The following is an 18,433-nucleotide window of genomic DNA, read 5'->3' as shown; positions in this document are numbered from 1 at the left end:
CGGCGGCTCTCCCGCGATGCCGTCGCGCTGCGGGTCAGCACACGCGGCGACCGCTGCCCGAACATGTCCATCGCTATCGGGCAAGAAAATCCACCCTCACGTGTTTCGTCACAGCTGCGCGATGACCTTGCTTCAAGCCGGGGTCGACACGTCGGTGATCGCCCTCTGGCTCGGCCACGCCGGAGTCCGGTCCACCGACGCGTACGTCCATGCCGACATCACCATTAAGGAGAAAGCCCTCGCTCTCACCGCCCCAACATCCGCGAGCCCTGGCCGATACCACCCAACAGACAAGATCCTCGCGTTCCTCGAGAGCCTGTAACTATGCCGAGCCGCAAGTCGCAGGGTCCCCGCACACCAGCCCGGGCCGGCGGCAGCCTCGGCATAGTCGCGGGCTCGGCATAGGTCAATTATGAGGAGCCCGTAGCGGCGTAGTTTGACCAGTTCCTGGGCGAGTTTCCCGCGCGAGTGAGCTTCCTGCAGGCGGGCGACCCAGCCGGTAGCGGAGTCGAAGAGGACCCGCTGCCCGGCCTTGGCTGCCTTGATGCCGATGCCGACCGCGAGGTGCGTTTTGCCGGTGCCGGGCGGCCCGAGGAGGACCACGTTTTTGGCTTCGGAGAGGAACACCCCGGTGCCCAGGTGCGCGATGAGGTTCCGGTCCGCGGAGGGCTGATGGTCGAAGTTGAACTCGTCCAGGTCCTTGTGGGCCGGGAACCGTGCGGCCTTGATCCGTGTCGCCGCTCCGGAGGCTTCGCGTTCGGAGACTTCCCGGGAGAGGACCGCGGCCAGGTACTCCTCATGGGACCAGCCGGAGTCCCGGGCCTGGTCCCCGAGCCGGCGGAACCCATCGCTGATCCGCGGTGCGCGCAGGGCCCGGGCGTAGTACTCGATCTGTGACGGTGTCCCGCTCATGAGGCCACCTCCAGGACCAGGTTCGGCTGCTGGCCGAGGTCGATGCCGAAGATCTCGTCGTAGGCGGCAAGATCCCGCACCTGCACCGCTTCCTCGGGTTCGGGGCGGTGCACCCGCTGGGTCCGGAAGTCCCGGCGCATCACCGCCGCGCGGGCCACATGGGCCGGATCGGTCAGGACCAGGTGCCGGGCCCATGCCCGGACATGGGTGGCGATGATGACACCGTCATGAGTGACCCAGACGGTGTCCAGATCAGCAGTGACATCCACGATCCGCCCAATGAACGAAGGGTCCACGGAATAGTCGTTGGAGAACACCCGCACGTAGTAATCCCGCGGGAGCCGCACCGCGTTGCGGAACACCGCCTCCGGGGTCACCGGCGGCAGTTCCCGCATCCTCTCCCGGTCCAGGACGATCAGCTCGTCAGGGCGGCCGTGGCGGGACCGCGAGTACCGGTGATTGGCCTTGGGCAGCCAGTCCTCCAGCTGGCCGTTGAAATCCGCCGGTGAGCGGAAGTCCCGGCCCGGCATGAAGCGTTGACGGAAGAACCTGTTCATCCGTTCGACCATGCCCTTGGACTCGGGATCCCGCGGCGGAAGCAGCTTGATCTCCAGTCCCAGGGACCCGGCGAACGCGGCCACCGGCTCCGTGGGCCGGCGCCGGCCGATGCCGGACTCGTTGTCCCACAGCAGCCTGGACGGGACCGCCTGAGCGTCCTGCAGCAGAGTCCACATTCCGCCCAGAAGGTCCGGTGTCGTCCGGGACGGCAGCATCCGTGCCTGGATGAAGCCCGAGAACGCCGAGGGATTCCCCTGCACCGGTGGCGTGTCGTTCTGGCCCTCACCGACGGGCAGCGGCTCGTGCGGGAACCAGAGATCGCACTGGACCTGGAACCCCGGCTCATGGACCAGCCGGTCGGCCGGGTCAGGCGGCGCGTATTCAGGCCGGATCACGGCGACCTTCGCCCGGAACAGCGACGCGGAACCAGACCAACCCACCCGCTCCGCCAGCGTCGCGGCCGGCATCGTCGGCGTCTTCACCAACAACTCCCGCACCCTGAGAGCAAACGCATCAAAACTCGACACTCCGGCCGCCCGCTGATACTTCGGCGCCCGGTCCGACTCCAGCGCCCGGTCCACCGTTCCGCGGGAAACGCCCACGATCCTGCCGATCTCACGCTTCGAGTGCTTGCCCGTCGAAAACAGGTGGCGTATCTCCGCCCAATCATCCAAATTGATCACCTTCCATAATGGTCGGTGGCCCTATTTTCAGTTGGCGTTCCTGGCCCTATTTTCGGTTGGCGTTAACAGGATCTCCTCGCTGCGAATGTGCCACGACTGGTCGTATCTTCCGGGGCGTAGGATCTCCTTCATGCGCGTCGAAACGTCGTACGAAGGTGATAGCCGTTGGGAGCAACATCAGAACATTTTTCGCGTGTATTTTTTCAAGGAGCCTGGGCCCGGATATTCGGTCACCACATTCGATATAACTCATGCGACGTTCTCGGAAGCCAATAGGTGGGCGGATGATGAGGCTGGCGATCGCATGTATTCAATTGCACTGGTTTCCTCAAACGAGCAGGGAGAACGCGGCCTTGTTTGGCTGATCGGTGACGATGCCAATGACGTGTTGGACCCTGCCCCAACAACTGATCCCCAGCGCGTCCAAGGACGGCTGCGACAAGAAATGGAAGAGACTCGCTTGCGGCGAAACTAGGCTGTGATCCTCCGGCTCAGCGACGCGTCGCCGTTCATAGCCTCAAACGCCCGCTCAGCGTGCGGCTTGGGATCCTGCACAATCGTCTAGTCGAATCCCTTCCGGGGGTGCAGTTCAATGACCCTACCCATGCCCAGCCGCACCGCCAGCCGGCCCCTCTTAGATGCCCCTCAGAATCCGGGAGCGGGTTCCCCGTCGCCGCCGCGGGAAGTCCTCGAGGTCCATCCGGGTACAGGCAAACGGCAGGTCGGCGGCCATGGGCGTGGTGGCCCATGACCAGGCCTCCGGATTCCAAAGCCATATCCACGGGTCTGATCCGCCGGCGAAGTTGCTCCGTTCCCTTCCGCGCCTTGGCCCGCGAGCACGCCGGCGTCCGCGGTGGGCCTGGTCCGGACGGACGCGAGACCGAAAGGGTCTTGCCGTTGCCCAGCACCAACAGGAACAGCGTCAGCACCTCCGCCGGCAATTTTGTGGCGGCCGGGATTCGACTTGAACACCACGGTCTACCGGGAGGCAGGCCTGGCTCCGGACAGACCACGGGTGCAATCACACCACTACCCCACCGGTCGGCAGAGCTGGTGCGGGTGACGTACTGCACAGATTGCGCTTGTTGGGATGAACCGCAGTTTGGAGGTCTCGTGGGCCGTTCTGGCCAGTGCCGGCGGGGCTTGAGGGGCCAGCGGGCCCCTGCAGGGTGGAGTTGCGGTAGGGGTTGGATGGGTGTATTGTTTTCTAAGTCGCCACGAGGGAGACCAGCGGAAATGCTGGGAACCGGAGGCGGCCAATCCCCTAAAATTTTCAAGCCAGGATCTGGTTGGCGTTTTGTGCGCTGCGGGTTCGGGTGGGGTCGGTTTGGTTGCTGGTGTGGTCCTGGAAGCGGGATTTGCGTCGGGGGCTGGAACCGGGTAAGTTTGAAAAGTTGCTCCGGAGCGATCCTCGACTGGATAAGTCGTGGTGGTGCCGGGTGTGTCTGTTGTTTGAGAACTCAATAGTGTGCCAAGTTTGTTGATACCAATTTGTTTATATGGATTGGTTGAATTTGCCGGATCCCGCCACCCCGTGGTGTGGTCTGGTGTTTTTGGCTGGTTTCAAATTTTGTGCAGCCTTCGCGTCCCGTTTTCCCGGGGGTGTTGGTTGTGTCTGTTTTTGTTTTACTTCAACGGAGAGTTTGATCCTGGCTCAGGATGAACGCTGGCGGCGTGCTTAACACATGCAAGTCGAACGATGACCCGGTGCTTGCACCGGTGATTAGTGGCGAACGGGTGAGTAACACGTGAGTAACCTGCCCTTTAACTCTGGGATAAGCCTGGGAAACTGGGTCTAATACCGGATATGACTCCTCATCGCATGGTGGGGGTGGAAAGCTTTATTGTGGTTTTGGATGGACTCGCGGCCTATCAGCTTGTTGGTGAGGTAATGGCTCACCAAGGCGACGACGGGTAGCCGGCCTGAGAGGGTGACCGGCCACACTGGGACTGAGACACGGCCCAGACTCCTACGGGAGGCAGCAGTGGGGAATATTGCACAATGGGCGCAAGCCTGATGCAGCGACGCCGCGTGAGGGATGACGGCCTTCGGGTTGTAAACCTCTTTCAGTAGGGAAGAAGCGAAAGTGACGGTACCTGCAGAAGAAGCGCCGGCTAACTACGTGCCAGCAGCCGCGGTAATACGTAGGGCGCAAGCGTTATCCGGAATTATTGGGCGTAAAGAGCTCGTAGGCGGTTTGTCGCGTCTGCCGTGAAAGTCCGGGGCTCAACTCCGGATCTGCGGTGGGTACGGGCAGACTAGAGTGATGTAGGGGAGACTGGAATTCCTGGTGTAGCGGTGAAATGCGCAGATATCAGGAGGAACACCGATGGCGAAGGCAGGTCTCTGGGCATTAACTGACGCTGAGGAGCGAAAGCATGGGAGCGAACAGGATTAGATACCCTGGTAGTCCATGCCGTAAACGTTGGGCACTAGGTGTGGGGGACATTCCACGTTTTCCGCGCCGTAGCTAACGCATTAAGTGCCCCGCCTGGGGAGTACGGCCGCAAGGCTAAAACTCAAAGGAATTGACGGGGGCCCGCACAAGCGGCGGAGCATGCGGATTAATTCGATGCAACGCGAAGAACCTTACCAAGGCTTGACATGAACCGGAAACGCCTGGAAACAGGTGCCCCGCTTGCGGTCGGTTTACAGGTGGTGCATGGTTGTCGTCAGCTCGTGTCGTGAGATGTTGGGTTAAGTCCCGCAACGAGCGCAACCCTCGTTCTATGTTGCCAGCGCGTGATGGCGGGGACTCATAGGAGACTGCCGGGGTCAACTCGGAGGAAGGTGGGGACGACGTCAAATCATCATGCCCCTTATGTCTTGGGCTTCACGCATGCTACAATGGCCGGTACAAAGGGTTGCGATACTGTGAGGTGGAGCTAATCCCAAAAAGCCGGTCTCAGTTCGGATTGGGGTCTGCAACTCGACCCCATGAAGTCGGAGTCGCTAGTAATCGCAGATCAGCAACGCTGCGGTGAATACGTTCCCGGGCCTTGTACACACCGCCCGTCAAGTCACGAAAGTTGGTAACACCCGAAGCCGGTGGCCTAACCCCTTGTGGGAGGGAGCTGTCGAAGGTGGGACTGGCGATTGGGACTAAGTCGTAACAAGGTAGCCGTACCGGAAGGTGCGGCTGGATCACCTCCTTTCTAAGGAGCACCTACAAACCCAGCGCCCGTGTATGCGGGACGGATGAGTTTGTCAGGAGTACGCCCGTTGCGCAGACGCTAGTTCTGCGGCGGGTGCTCACGGGTGGAATATCAGCAGATAGCGGCCGCGTGTTCTTCTCCTTACCCAGTACGGATCCTCTCTTGAGGGGTTCCTGGAACGGTGCGGGGGCGGGTTGCATGCGGTTTAGTGTTTGGCACACTGTTGGGTCCTGAGGCAACAGGACCATGGCACGGCCGGGTTTCCTTACGGGGAGGCTTGGTTGTGGTGTGGGTTTTGTTTGTTTCTGGTTTCCTGGCTGCACCGATCATACGGTTGTGCCCCTTTTGCGGGGGTTCGTGTGGGGTGTGTGGTACGGGGTTGTTGTTTGAGAACTACATAGTGGACGCGAGCATCTTTTATAAGAAGCAATTTCCAAGAATATGAACCTGGATCTGTTGTTCTGCCTTTCTTAGGTGGAGTGATGGTTTTCATGGTTCTCTCGTGAATTAGTTTTTTGATCTTTTGTGGTCAAGTTTTTAAGAGCACACGGTGGATGCCTTGGCATTAGGAGCCGAAGAAGGACGTAGGAATCTGCGATAAGCCTGGGGGAGTCGATAACCGGACTGTGATCCCAGGGTGTCCGAATGGGGAAACCCCGCCGGGGGCGCGAGCTGCCCGGTGACCCGCATCTGAACACATAGGGTGTGTGGGGGGAACGCGGGGAAGTGAAACATCTCAGTACCCGCAGGAAGAGAAAACAATAGTGATTCCGTCAGTAGTGGCGAGCGAACGCGGATCAGGCTAAACCGTTCCATGTGTGATAGCCGGCGGGCGTTGCATGGTCGGGGTTGTGGGACTTCCCGTTCTGTCTCTGCCGGGACAGTGGGGTGAGTAGTACAGGCATAGGTGAACGGTCTTGAAAGGCCGGCCAGAGAGGGTGTGAGCCCCGTAACCGAAATGTTGTGTACCGCCTGGTGAAGTATCCCAAGTAGCACGGGGCCCGAGAAATCCCGTGTGAATCTGTCAGGACCACCTGATAAGCCTAAATACTCCCTAATGACCGATAGCGGACCAGTACCGTGAGGGAAAGGTGAAAAGTACCCCGGGAGGGGAGTGAAACAGTACCTGAAACCGTGTGCTTACAATCCGTCGGAGCCAGTCTGATTCTGGTGACGGCGTGCCTTTTGAAGAATGAGCCTGCGAGTTAGTGTTACGTCGCGAGGTTAACCCGTGTGGGGAAGCCGTAGCGAAAGCGAGTCTGAACAGGGCGTTGCAGTGGCGTGATCTAGACCCGAAGCGAAGTGATCTACCCATGGCCAGGTTGAAGCGACGGTAAGACGTCGTGGAGGACCGAACCCACTTCAGTTGAAAATGGAGGGGATGAGCTGTGGGTAGGGGTGAAAGGCCAATCAAACTTCGTGATAGCTGGTTCTCCCCGAAATGCATTTAGGTGCAGCGTTGCGTGTTTCTTACCGGAGGTAGAGCTACTGGATGGCTAATGGGCCCTACAAGGTTACTGACGTCAGCCAAACTCCGAATGCCGGTAAGTGAGAGCGCAGCAGTGAGACTGTGGGGGATAAGCTTCATAGTCGAGAGGGAAACAGCCCAGACCACCAACTAAGGCCCCTAAGCGTGTGCTAAGTGGGAAAGGATGTGGAGTTGCGAAGACAACCAGGAGGTTGGCTTAGAAGCAGCCATCCTTAAAAGAGTGCGTAATAGCTCACTGGTCAAGTGATTCCGCGCCGACAATGTAGCGGGGCTCAAGTACACCGCCGAAGTTGTGGATTTCAGATGATAGCCAAGCCGCCCCCTCGTGGGGTTGGTTCAGGCGTCTGGAGTGGTAGGGGAGCGTCGTGTGGGCAGTGAAGTCGCGGTGTAAACCAGCGGTGGAGCCTACACGAGTGAGAATGCAGGCATGAGTAGCGAAAGACGGGTGAGAAACCCGTCCGCCGAATGATCAAGGGTTCCAGGGTCAAGCTAATCTGCCCTGGGTAAGTCGGGACCTAAGGCGAGGCCGACAGGCGTAGTCGATGGACAACGGGTTGATATTCCCGTACCGGCGAAGAACCGCCCATGCTGAACGGGGGACACTAACCGCCCGAAACCTGCCTGACCGCCCTTCGGGGCGGGAGGGTTTTGGTGGAGCGCGGGACCTGATCCCGGGAGGCAAGCGTATTAACAGGTGTGACGCAGGAAGGTAGCCGAGCCGGGCGATGGTTGTCCCGGTCTAAGGAGGTAGGGCGAACGGTAGGCAAATCCGCCGTTCATGATGCCTGAGATCTGATGGGACCCCCTCACGGGGGGATTCGGTGATCCTATGCTGCCGAGAAAAGCATCGACGCGAGGTTCCAGCCGCCCGTACCCCAAACCGACACAGGTGATCAGGTAGAGAATACTAAGGCGATCGAGAGAATTATGGTTAAGGAACTCGGCAAAATGCCCCCGTAACTTCGGGAGAAGGGGGGCCCCCATCGTGATGGACACTAGCTGTCCGGAGCGTGCAGGGGCCGCAGAGACCAGGGGGAAGCGACTGTTTACTAAAAACACAGGTCCGTGCGAAGTCGCAAGACGATGTATACGGACTGACTCCTGCCCGGTGCTGGAAGGTTAAGAGGACCGGTTAGCCGCAAGGCGAAGCTGAGAATTCAAGCCCCAGTAAACGGCGGTGGTAACTATAACCATCCTAAGGTAGCGAAATTCCTTGTCGGGTAAGTTCCGACCTGCACGAATGGAGTAACGACTTCCCCGCTGTCTCAACCATAAACTCGGCGAAATTGCAGTACGAGTAAAGATGCTCGTTACGCGCAGCAGGACGGAAAGACCCCGAGACCTTTACTATAGTTTGGTATTGGTGTTCGGAGTGGCTTGTGTAGGATAGGTGGGAGACGTTGAAGCCCGGACGCCAGTCCGGGTGGAGTCATCGTTGAAATACCACTCTGGTCACTTTGGACATCTAACTTCGGCCCGTAATCCGGGTCAGGGACAGTGCCTGATGGGTAGTTTAACTGGGGCGGTTGCCTCCTAAAAAGTAACGGAGGCGCCCAAAGGTTCCCTCAGCCTGGTTGGCAATCAGGTGTCGAGTGTAAGTGCACAAGGGAGCTTGACTGTGAGAGAGACATCTCGAGCAGGGACGAAAGTCGGGACTAGTGATCCGGCGGTACATTGTGGAATGGCCGTCGCTCAACGGATAAAAGGTACCTCGGGGATAACAGGCTGATCTTGCCCAAGAGTCCATATCGACGGCATGGTTTGGCACCTCGATGTCGGCTCGTCGCATCCTGGGGCTGGAGTAGGTCCCAAGGGTTGGGCTGTTCGCCCATTAAAGCGGTACGCGAGCTGGGTTTAGAACGTCGTGAGACAGTTCGGTCCCTATCCGCTGCGCGCGCAGGAAATTTGAGAAGGGCTGTCCTTAGTACGAGAGGACCGGGACGGACGAACCTCTGGTGTGTCAGTTGTACTGCCAAGTGCACCGCTGATTAGCTACGTTCGGATGGGATAACCGCTGAAAGCATCTAAGCGGGAAGCTCGCTTCGAGATGAGATTTCCATACACCTTGTGTGTGAGAGGCCCCCAGCCAGACCACTGGGTTGATAGGCCGGATGTGGAAGCGAGGACTAACGACTCGTGAAGCTGACCGGTACTAATAGGCCGATAACTTACACCACACACTCTCTTCGTGAACGGATTCAAAAGACGTTCACACCATGGGGAGGGTACAAAGAAACAAGACTGCTTGCGTCCACTATGTGGTTCCCAGACAACAAACCCGTTCACACGGCATGTTGTCCCAGGAACCTTCAACTGAATAACAACACCACAGTTGTAACACCAGATTTCCCACCCCCACAGGCCACGGCCAGGAGGGTCGGGAGCAAGGGTTACGGCGGTCATAGCGTGGGGGAAACGCCCGGTCCCATTCCGAACCCGGAAGCTAAGACCCACAGCGCCGATGGTACTGCACCCGGGAGGGTGTGGGAGAGTAGGTCACCGCCGGACAACCATTAAACACGGTCGAGAGCCTCCAGACACTTCTCTGGAGGCTCTCCCGCATTTAACCCCCAAAACGACACCCAGTGCCTGCCGGCAGAACCAGCCCGCCAGCCCTCCCGGAACCTGGAGGAGGCCTGCGCCCAACCCCGCCGAACGCCAGGCTCGCCACGGGGATCAGACACCACAACGGCTGGCGCGGCGGCCGCCGTCGGACGGCAGGAACTCCGCACGGGCCCCAGTAGGGCAGCATGCCCGGCGGCAAGGTCCGACGTCCGGCTGGCGGACGCGTCCGCTGTCGGCGAAATATCACGCCGAAAGCGAGCGATTCCCGTGATTTTCCCCGAAAAACGCCGAAAACACGCGGAATTTGCCGCCTCGGCGGCGGCAAGCTGGTAAGTTTTCGAACAGTGGCTTGTGCGCATGCCGTGTGCAGGCTCCAGAAATCATGACCGTCCAGGAGGACATAAATGGCTAAGAACCGTAGTGAACTTGTTGCAGAGGTAGCAGGCAAGGCCGGCACCAGCCAGGCAGCCGTCAACTCCGTGCTGGATGCACTGTTCGAGGTTTTCGAGACCTCTGTCGCCGCGGGCGAAAAGATCACCATCCCGGGCTGGCTCGCAGTTGAGCGCACCGACCGTGCAGCTCGCACCGGCCGCAACCCGCAGACCGGCGAGACCATCCAGATTGCCGCTGGCCACAGCGTCAAGCTGACCGCCGGTTCCAAGCTGAAGGCTGCAGTCGCCAAGAAGAAGTAGTCTTCTTCGAAGGACTGAAAGGAGCGGTAACCTTCGGGTTGCCGCTCCTTTGCGTTAAACCCTGCGTTCACGGCCGGCGTTCGTCGCCGCGACCGGCCTGACGGCCCCAGCGCGTTCACGGCTTCGATTCGGCGACCGGCCGGGCGTAGCGGACAATGGAGATGTGCCTTCCGCCGCAAATCCCCGTGCCACAGCAGCCGCGCCAACCCCTCACGGGAGAGCGCGAGGCCCTGACGCCTACCCGGGCGGTATCTCCCGCGCCTGGCAGCTCGCGGGCCTTGTGGCCCTCTTTGCGGGCCTTTCAGCAGCACTGCTCTTCTCCGGTGCCGCCGCGGCCCGCCAGGTCTCCGACCCCGGCGCCCTGGTGCGCTGGGGGCTGCCGCTTAGTAAGGCCATCCACAATGTCTCCCTCGCGACGGTAATCGGCGGGCTCATCTTCGCTGTCGGCATCCTGCCGCGCAGCCTCGCAAGCTCGCGGTCCAGGGACAGGGACGCCCCCGAGCACCCAGCGTTCACCCGGGCGCTGACCTTAGCCGCGGGGGCCGGGGCCATCTGGACACTCTCGGCGATCGCCGTGCTGGTACTGAGCTACTCGGACGTCGCGGGGCAGGGGATTTCCGGGGACCCGGAGTTCACCCGGTCCCTGGTCTACTTCATGACGGACATCGAGACCGGCAGGGCCTGGCTGGCGGTGGTCATCATCGCCGCTGTCGTGACCACGGCGCTCTTCGGCGTCCGTTCCCGCGGCGGCCTGGCGGCAACCTTGGTGCTCGCCCTCGTGGGCCTGGTGCCCGCTGCCCTGATCGGCCACTCCTCCAGCTCGGATGACCACGAAGGCGCCATCAACTCCCTCGGCCTGCATCTGGTGGGTGTGTCGGCGTGGGTGGGCGGCATCATCATGCTGGCTCTCCTTTCCGGCATACTCGGAGGCGTGGCCGCCGGGGCTTCAGTCAAGACCGGCACCCGGCCTGACATCACGGAGCCGACTCTCCGCCGGTTCTCCGCCTTGGCCGGGTTCGCCTTCGCCCTGGTCTTCGCCTCCGGCGTCATCAACGCCAGCATCCGCGTCACCAGCTGGACCGACCTCTTCGGCTCCGCCTACGGGCAGCTGATTCTGGCTAAGGCCGCGGCCACCGTCGTGCTCGGCGGAGTCGGCCTCATGCATCGCCGCTGGGTCATCCCGCAGCTGGGAAGCCAGGGCAGCGGACTCTCCGCCCGGCGGGTCCTCTGGCAGCTCGTCGTTGTGGAGCTGCTCATCATGGGAGCGACGTCGGGAATCGCCGTCGCGCTCGGCCGTTCCGCGCCGCCACAGCCCAGCACGTTCGCCCCCGATGCTTCCCCGGTTTTCATCGTCTCGGGCTACGACCTTCCGCCCGAACTCACGCCCGAGCGCTGGCTGACCGAATGGCGGCTCGACTGGCTCTGGGTCGCCGTCGCCCTCTTTGGCCTCGTGACTTACTTCCTCGGCGTCTGGAAGGTATCGCGGCGCGGCGACTCCTGGCTATGGTTCCGCTCCGTCAACTGGGTGATCGGCCTGGTGGTCCTGACGTATGTCACGTCCGGCCCGCCGTCGGTCTACGGCCGGGTGATGTTCTCCGCCCACATGGTGGACCACATGGCCCTCACCATGGTGGCCCCCATTTTCCTGGTCCTGGGCGCCCCCGTGACCCTGGCGCTCCGGGCCCTGACAGCGCGGCGGGACAGCTCGCGCGGGCCGCGCGAGTGGCTGCTGATCTTCGTACAGTCGAAGTTCTCCCAGCTGGTGACGCACCCGCTCTTCGCCGCCGCCAACTTCGCGGGCTCGATTGTCCTGTTCTACTACTCGGACGCGTTCGGCTACGCCATGCGGGACCATGTGGGCCACGAGCTGATGAACCTGCACTTCGCCCTGACCGGCTACATCTTTGTGCTCACCATGATCGGCACGGACCCCTTGCCGCGTCGGGCGCCCTATCCCATGCGGCTGCTGCTCCTGCTGGCCACGATGGGCTTCCACGCCTTCTTCGGCGTCGCGATCATGGGCGGCACCGGCCTGCTCGCCGCCGACTACTTCGGCAACCTCGGCCGCACCTGGGGCAACTCCGCCTTGCTGGACCAGCAGATGGGCGGCGCCGTGGCCTGGGGCATCGGCGAGGTGCCCACTTTGCTGGTCGCCATCGGCGTCGCCGTCATGTGGTCCCGTTCCGACGCCCGGGAGTCCAAACGGACCGACCGGGCAGCCGACAGGAATAACGACGCCGATCTCACTGCTTACAACGATATGTTTGCCAGGCTGGCCGAGCGCGATGCCAGGCTTGCCGAACGCAACCCAAAGCTGGAAGGACGCTGATGACCGAAACCCTACGCACCCACGCCCGGGTCCGGGCCTCCGAACTCGTGGGCCGCAACTGGCTCAATACCGGCGGCAAGTCCCTCGACCTTGAATCGCTCCGCGGCAAGATCGTGCTGCTCGACTTCTGGACCTTCTGCTGCATCAACTGCCTGCATGTCCTGGACGAACTCCGGCCGCTGGAGCAGGAGTACTCCGACGTCCTCGTGACGGTCGGTGTGCACTCGCCCAAGTTCGAGCACGAGGCTGACCCGGTGGCCCTGGCTGCGGCTGTGGAACGCTACGAGATCCGCCACCCAGTCCTGGACGACCCCGAGCTGGACACCTGGAAGGCCTACACCGCCCGCGCCTGGCCCACCCTGGTGGTCATCGACCCCGAGGGCTACATCGTGGCGCACCTCTCCGGCGAAGGCCACGCTGACGGCCTCGCCGTGCTGATCCCCGAGCTGATCGCCGAGCATGAAGCCAAGGGCACCCTGCACCGCGGCGACGGCCCCTATGTGGCGCCGGAGCCGACGTCGGGCACCCTGCGGTTCCCGGGCAAGGCCCTGTACCTCCCCGCCGGGCGCGGCGTCGGAACCGCGCCTGATGCCGGGTCCTGGCTCGTCACCGACACCGGCCATCACCGCCTCGTCGAACTCTCCACCGACTTCCAGACCGTGCTGGCGACCTATGGCTCGGGCGAAAAGGGATACGCCGACGGCAACGCCGCCACGGCCCGGTTCAACGAACCGCAGGGCCTGGTCCTGCTCCCGGAAGACGTCGCCGCCGAGGCCGGCTACGACGTCGTGATTGCCGACACCGTCAACCACCGGCTGCGCGGCCTCTCCCTTACGGAGGGCACCGTCCGCACCCTGGCCGGCAACGGGGTGCAGCGGCTGCTTGAGACGGGACCGGCCCGGGTCGACGAGGAAGGCGCCGCGTTCGGCTCGAGGCTGGAAGCGGACCCGTTGCAGGTTTCGCTCAGCTCGCCGTGGGACGTTGTCTGGTCCGCCAAGCTGAACGCCGTCGTGGTAGCGATGGCCGGTGTGCACCAGATCTTCAGCTTCGAACCGCGGTCCGGAGCCGTGTCCATCATTGCCGGCAACGGCCTCGAGGGCCTGCTGGACGGTCCGGCCGAGGAAGCCTGGTTTGCCCAGTCCTCCGGTCTCGCCGAGGACGCGGACGGCAACATCTGGGTGGCGGACTCCGAGACGTCGGCCCTGCGCAAACTCATCATCGGCGACGGCGGGGCCATCACCGTTGAGTCTGCCGTGGGCAAGGGACTGTTCGACTTCGGCTTCCGCGACGGCAAGGGGTCCGAGGCGCGGCTGCAGCACCCGCTCGGCGTCACCGTGCTGCCGGACGGGTCGGTGGCGATCGCGGACACCTATAACGGGGCCGTCCGCCGCTACGACCCGTCGACGGGCACGGTCTCCACGCTGGCGCGCGGCCTGTCCGAGCCCTCCGACGTGATTGTGGACCACACCCAGGTGGCCGGCGCAGAGCCGCTTCTGGTGGTGGTCGAGGCGAACAAGCACCAGTTGGTGTACGTGCCCATCCCGAAGGAAGCCCAGCAGGTGGACGAGGGTGCGGCGCAGACCCACCGGCCCAAGAGCCCGGTGGCTCCCGGCCAGCTGGAGCTGACCGTCCGCTTCACCGCGCCGACCGGGCAGAAGCTGGACGACCGCTGGGGTGACCCGACCCAGCTGAAGATCTCCTCGACCCCGCCGGAGCTGCTCGTGTCCGGCGGCGGAACGTCGGTGGGACTGCTCCGCACGCTGGAACTCGCCTCCGACGTCCCCGAGGGTGTTCTGCACATTACCGCCCGTGCCGCGGCCTGCGACGGCTCGGAAGACGCCGACGGCGAGATCCCGGACCACGCCGCCTGCCACCTGTACCAGCAGGACTGGGGCATCCCGGTGCTGCTGCAGGCCGACGGCGACACCGAGCTGGTGCTGGACCTCCGCGGAATGGACTAGGCGCGCTGCCTTGCCGGTGCCCGAGGCTGCTGCCCGTGACCAACGCGTCACGGACAGCAGCCTTTTGGCTTTTAAGACTCTCGCCGGCTCGGACCTGCCCGGATAGGCGTCACTGAAGTCGGGTTTTCAGCCCGGGGAGGAGACGGATTTAGCGGATTCACGGGCTGGGCCGATGCTGCATCAGCAAAAGACTGCCCTGCGTGACGCCCGGCGGGCCAGCGCGGCTCAGGAGCTCAGTAGCTCAGGAGCGGGGTCAGCTTCACGGTGTCGACCTCGATGTCCAGGCGGGTGGTGAAACTGAAGTCTTGGACCACGTTGATCTCGCTGACGGCCCCGGTGAACAGGTCCACCGCGCGGGCCTTGATCCGTGCCTTGCCATCCAGCGGCGCCACCACCCAGCGCCCGCCAAAGGGCTCAATGCTGACTGCGGGGTACTCGGTGATGCTCCAGTCGATGGTGCCCGGGACGACGCGGTTGTTGGTTGCGTGGTAGAACGGGCAGTCCGGCTGCAGCTGCTGCTGCTTGTCCGCCTCGTCAGCGCAGCTGTCCAGGAACTCCTTGACCTTTCCGCTTACGGCGTCCTTCAAGGCACCCGTGGCTTCCGTCAGCAGGTTCAGCGGAGCGGCGGGCACATCCCGGCCGGACAGGGTGGCGCGGGTGGGCGGGGCCGAGAAATACTCACCGCTGAGCGTGGCTTCGTACTCACCGGGATAGAAGACAGCGAAAGAGTTGCGGCCGTTGGGCATGTTCACCGGCACACCGTTGAGGGTGGCTTCATTCGAGTTGACCACCGTGACGTCCAAAACGGGGAGGGCCGCTGGTATGAAGGACCATTTGTGGAAGAACAGCCACTCCGTTCCGGACTCTTCGAGCAGGAATTCGGTGCGCAGCCGGTTCCCATCAATGGTGTAGTCAAGGGGGACCATGACCTGGTTCCCGGCGCGCTCCTCCGCCTCGCCGAACTTCACGTCGCTGATCCGTGCGGCGGCAGTCTGCAGCGCGGTCCCGTCCAGCATTGCGGCGTTGCTTTGCGGAACCGAGGCACGCAGGAGGCCGAGGGCTTTTTCGCCTTCACCCTTCTGCAAGGCGTCAAGGTATTCGCGGACGGGCTGTTGCGGGCTGGCGATGGACTCGTTGACCACGTTGATCGCTACGACGGATCCGGCCACGGCGAGCATCAGGCCCAACAGCCACCCGGCTGCGATCCTGACCAACGCCTGACTCATTTGCACGTACCTTACGTTACCTGCACCCCACAGGAATGCTCTTGTCACATGCGCCCCGTGTGACGTGCGCCACCGCCGGGACACGGTCAGCAGCCGCCGGGGAGGGCGTCGGCGCAGCCGCCGGGACATGCGGGAAGTTGCGGTCAGCGGCGGCGGCGCTTGGGGGCAGTGCCGAAGACGCCGCGGAGGAGTTCGCGGCCCAGCTGGGTTCCCAGCGAGCGTGCCATGCTCTTGAAACCGCCGCCCAGCGCCCCACCGAGCGCGCCGGCCAGATCCCCGGCCATACCGCCGCCGGCCCCCTGCGGTGCCCCCTGCGGCGTCTCCCGTTTTGCCTGGCGCTCGGGTGCCTTCGCCCGCTCGGGGGCCTGTGCCGGCCGGCTGCTCGGGCGGCCCAGGATCTCTTCCTCGATCCGCCGGGCCTCGGCGTCGGTGTCGACGGCGCCGCCGCCGCCGCGGGAAGGGGCAGCCGCATCGCCCGTGCCTGCACCGGCCTTACCGGTGATCTTCTCGTAGGCGGAGACCCTGTCCACCGCCGTGCCGTACTTGGGGAGCAGGGCTGAGCCGGCCACGGTGCTGGAAATCAGGGCGTCGCTGCTCGGGCCCATGACGGACTCCGGTGCGCGCAGGCGGGTGAGCGCCACGGGGGTCGGCGCGCCCTTCTCATTCATGACGGTGATGACGGCCTCGCCGATGCCCGCCGAGGTGAGCGTCTCTTCGAGGTCGTAGTCGCTCATCGGGAAGGTGGAGACGGTCGCCTTAAGCGCCTTGGCGTCCTCGGGGGTGTAGGCCCGGAGGGCGTGCTGCACCCGGTTGGCCAGCTGCCCCAGGACTTCGGCCGGGACGTCCTTCGGAGTCTGCGTGACGAAGAAGATGCCGACGCCCTTGGACCGGATCAGCCGCACCGTGGTGGTGATGGCGTCCAGGAACGCCTTCGAGGCGCCGTTGAACAGCAGGTGGGCCTCGTCCAGGAAGAACACGAGCTTGGGTTTGTCCAGGTCGCCGGCCTCGGGCAGTTCCTCAAACAGGTCGGCGAGCAGCCACATCAGGAAGGTGGAGAAGAGCATCGGCTTGGTCTGCAGCGTGGGAAGTTCCAGGCAGCTTACGACGCCGCGGCCGTCCGGGGCGGTTCGCATCAGCTCGGCGGTGTCAAACTCCGGTTCGCCGAAGAACTTCTCCATGCCCTGCGCCTCAAGCGTGATCAGTTCACGGAGGATGACGCCGGCGGTGGCCTTGGAGAGTCCACCGAGTTCTTCGAGCTCGTCCTTGCCCTCGTCCGAGGTGAGGAACTGGATGACGGCACGCAGGTCCTTCAGATCGATCAGCTCGAGGTTGTTCTTGTCCGCGAAGTGGAAGACCAGCTGGAGACTCGATTCCTGCGTGTCGTTGAGCTCCATGACGCGGGAGAGCAGGATGGGGCCGAAGGAAGTGACGGTGGCACGGACCGGGATGCCGTTGCCGTCGCCGCCGAGGGCCAGAAATTCCACCGGGAAGGTCTTGCCGGACCAGGGCTGGCCGATGCTCTCCGTGCGGGCGAGCAGCTTCTCGGTGCCGGTGGCGGCGGTGGCCAGCCCGGAGAGATCGCCCTTGATGTCGGCGAGGAACACCGGCACTCCGGCGGCCGAGAGCTGCTCCGCCATCATGTGCAGGGTGACGGTCTTGCCGGTGCCGGTTGCGCCGGCCACGAGGCCGTGCCGGTTCATCATCGCCAGCGGGAGCCGGACGGGTGCCTCCCGGTGCAGTTCGCCGTCGATGATCGCGGCGCCCAGCTCGATCGTAGGGCCCTCGAGGGTGTACCCCTTTTGGATGGTGGCGATCTTATCTGCGGTGGATTTGGTGGCCATGCCGATAGCTTAGCCGGGTCCGGCCGCCCCGGTCCCGGCTTTGGCTGGTGCTATTTGGGAATTGGCGTGCGGTTTCGAGCTCGGCGTGTGAGATGTCATGGCCCATAAGGCCGCAAACCCCTAAGCCTGCTGAGTATTCCATCCGGCATGCTCTGCGCGGCAAGTTTCCCGGCGGCAGGGCGGATCCCTGCAGTACCCTAGGGCATGCCCACCTCGCTGTTCAAGAAGCTTGCGTCCCTTGCGGTCACCCTTGGCCTTGTCCTCCTCGGGGCCGGGCCGGCCGCCGCGGCCCCGCCCCGGGCCTCTGAACCCGTGGGCATCGACGTGTCCTGGCCGCAGTGCGGGAAGACCCTCCCCAAACAGCCCGCCTTCGCCGTCGTCGGGGTGAACAACGGGCTCGCCAACACCACGAACCCGTGCCTGGCGGCGCAACTGGCGTGGGCCGGAACGGCAAAGACACCCGCAGCGACGTCGCAGCCGCGGGTGTCGCTCTACGTCAACACCGCCAATCCCGGGTTGAAGGGCTCGTGGTGGCCCACGTCCAACACCTACAAGGGCATCCGCGTGGCCAACCCCTACGGGAACTGCGCCCTGAGGGTCTTCAAAGCCTGTTCCTACATGTACGGCTTCGCGAAGGCGTACGACGACGCCGCCATCCGCGGGGTGAGCAATCCGGCGTCGTATCTGTGGTGGCTCGATGTGGAAACGGAAAACAGCTGGCAGGGCGACAAGTCTGCCAACGCCGCCGTGCTAGAGGGGATGACTGTCTACTTCAAGGGCATTGGCGCCCGCGTGGGCATCTATTCAACCAGCATGCAGTGGGGGCAGGTCGCCGGTTCCGTTCCAGCCACCAGCCCGCTGGCGGGGCTGCCCAGCTGGCTCGCCGGCGCCTCCTCATTGACCGGCGCCAAGGCATTCTGCTCCAATTCCGGGCTCACTCCCCGCAGCCGCGTGGCAATGACGCAATACATCTCCGGCGGACTCGACTACAACTTCTCGTGCCGCTGATCCCCTGACGCCG

At 63.3% G+C, this 18,433-nt stretch carries 9 protein-coding genes, 3 rRNA genes and 1 pseudogene; 9 read left to right on the top strand and 4 right to left on the bottom strand.

The window, feature by feature from the left end; genetic code table 11:
- Window positions 1–16 precede the first annotated feature (16 nt).
- Window positions 17–157: pseudogene (locus tag ACQCSU_RS10105) on the top strand (hypothetical protein); the annotation flags it as partial.
- Here the strand turns inward: ACQCSU_RS10105 and ACQCSU_RS10100 are convergent.
- Entirely contained in the window at window positions 133–912 is a 780-nt protein-coding gene (locus ACQCSU_RS10100) for an ATP-binding protein (RefSeq protein ID WP_426979588.1), read from the bottom strand. The pseudogene ACQCSU_RS10105 and the gene ACQCSU_RS10100 sit on opposite strands and share 25 nt — an antisense overlap.
- Window positions 909–2,153, bottom strand: a complete 1,245-nt coding sequence (locus tag ACQCSU_RS10095; RefSeq protein ID WP_426979587.1) for an IS21/IS408/IS1162 family transposase — start codon at window positions 2,151–2,153, stop codon at window positions 909–911. Before ACQCSU_RS10095 ends, ACQCSU_RS10100 begins: the two co-directional genes overlap by 4 nt.
- A 130-nt stretch (window positions 2,154–2,283) precedes the next feature.
- Between ACQCSU_RS10095 and ACQCSU_RS10090 the strand changes: the two genes are divergently transcribed.
- The 7 genes from ACQCSU_RS10090 to ACQCSU_RS10060 all read left to right on the top strand — a co-directional run bounded on the left by ACQCSU_RS10090 (window position 2,284) and on the right by ACQCSU_RS10060 (window position 14,345).
- Window positions 2,284–2,628 (top strand): hypothetical protein, encoded by a 345-nt coding sequence (locus ACQCSU_RS10090; protein WP_426979586.1) that lies wholly within the window; start codon window positions 2,284–2,286, stop codon window positions 2,626–2,628.
- 1,156 nt (window positions 2,629–3,784) lie between these two features.
- Window positions 3,785–5,309, top strand: a 16S ribosomal RNA gene (locus tag ACQCSU_RS10085).
- Between the two features lie 527 nt (window positions 5,310–5,836).
- Window positions 5,837–8,975 (top strand): 23S ribosomal RNA (locus tag ACQCSU_RS10080).
- Window positions 8,976–9,189: 214 nt separating this feature from the next.
- A 5S ribosomal RNA gene (gene rrf / locus ACQCSU_RS10075) occupies window positions 9,190–9,306 on the top strand.
- The 16S, 23S and 5S rRNA genes sit together here, the layout of an rRNA operon.
- Window positions 9,307–9,767: 461 nt before the next feature.
- Window positions 9,768–10,055: an HU family DNA-binding protein gene (locus tag ACQCSU_RS10070; protein WP_011776355.1), complete on the top strand. Its 288-nt coding sequence runs from the start codon at window positions 9,768–9,770 to the stop codon at window positions 10,053–10,055.
- 163 nt (window positions 10,056–10,218) lie between these two features.
- On the top strand, window positions 10,219–12,384 hold the full coding sequence (locus ACQCSU_RS10065; RefSeq protein WP_426979585.1) for a cytochrome c oxidase assembly protein: 2,166 nt from the start codon (window positions 10,219–10,221) through the stop codon (window positions 12,382–12,384).
- Complete coding sequence (locus ACQCSU_RS10060; protein WP_426979584.1) at window positions 12,384–14,345, top strand: NHL domain-containing thioredoxin family protein; 1,962 nt, start codon at window positions 12,384–12,386, stop codon at window positions 14,343–14,345. The genes ACQCSU_RS10065 and ACQCSU_RS10060 overlap by 1 nt, the downstream gene beginning before the upstream one ends.
- A gap of 233 nt (window positions 14,346–14,578) precedes the next feature.
- Here the strand turns inward: ACQCSU_RS10060 and ACQCSU_RS10055 are convergent, their stop codons facing one another.
- Window positions 14,579–15,571, bottom strand: a complete 993-nt coding sequence (locus tag ACQCSU_RS10055; protein ID WP_426979583.1) for a hypothetical protein — start codon at window positions 15,569–15,571, stop codon at window positions 14,579–14,581.
- Between the two features lie 143 nt (window positions 15,572–15,714).
- Window positions 15,715–17,412: a helicase HerA-like domain-containing protein gene (locus ACQCSU_RS10050; protein ID WP_426979582.1), complete on the bottom strand. Its 1,698-nt coding sequence runs from the start codon at window positions 17,410–17,412 to the stop codon at window positions 15,715–15,717.
- Between the two features lie 204 nt (window positions 17,413–17,616).
- Between ACQCSU_RS10050 and ACQCSU_RS10045 the strand changes: the two genes are divergently transcribed.
- The gene (locus ACQCSU_RS10045) at window positions 17,617–18,420 is read left to right on the top strand and encodes a hypothetical protein (protein WP_426979581.1); all 804 of its coding nucleotides are present in this window, start codon (window positions 17,617–17,619) and stop codon (window positions 18,418–18,420) included.
- The last annotated feature ends 13 nt before the right edge of the window (window positions 18,421–18,433 follow it).

Source organism: Pseudarthrobacter sp. O4, assembly GCF_050157025.1.
GTDB lineage: Bacteria > Actinomycetota > Actinomycetes > Actinomycetales > Micrococcaceae > Arthrobacter.
The sequence above is the reverse complement of the archived record's forward strand: the minus strand, read 5'-3'. Positions and strand labels throughout refer to the sequence as shown.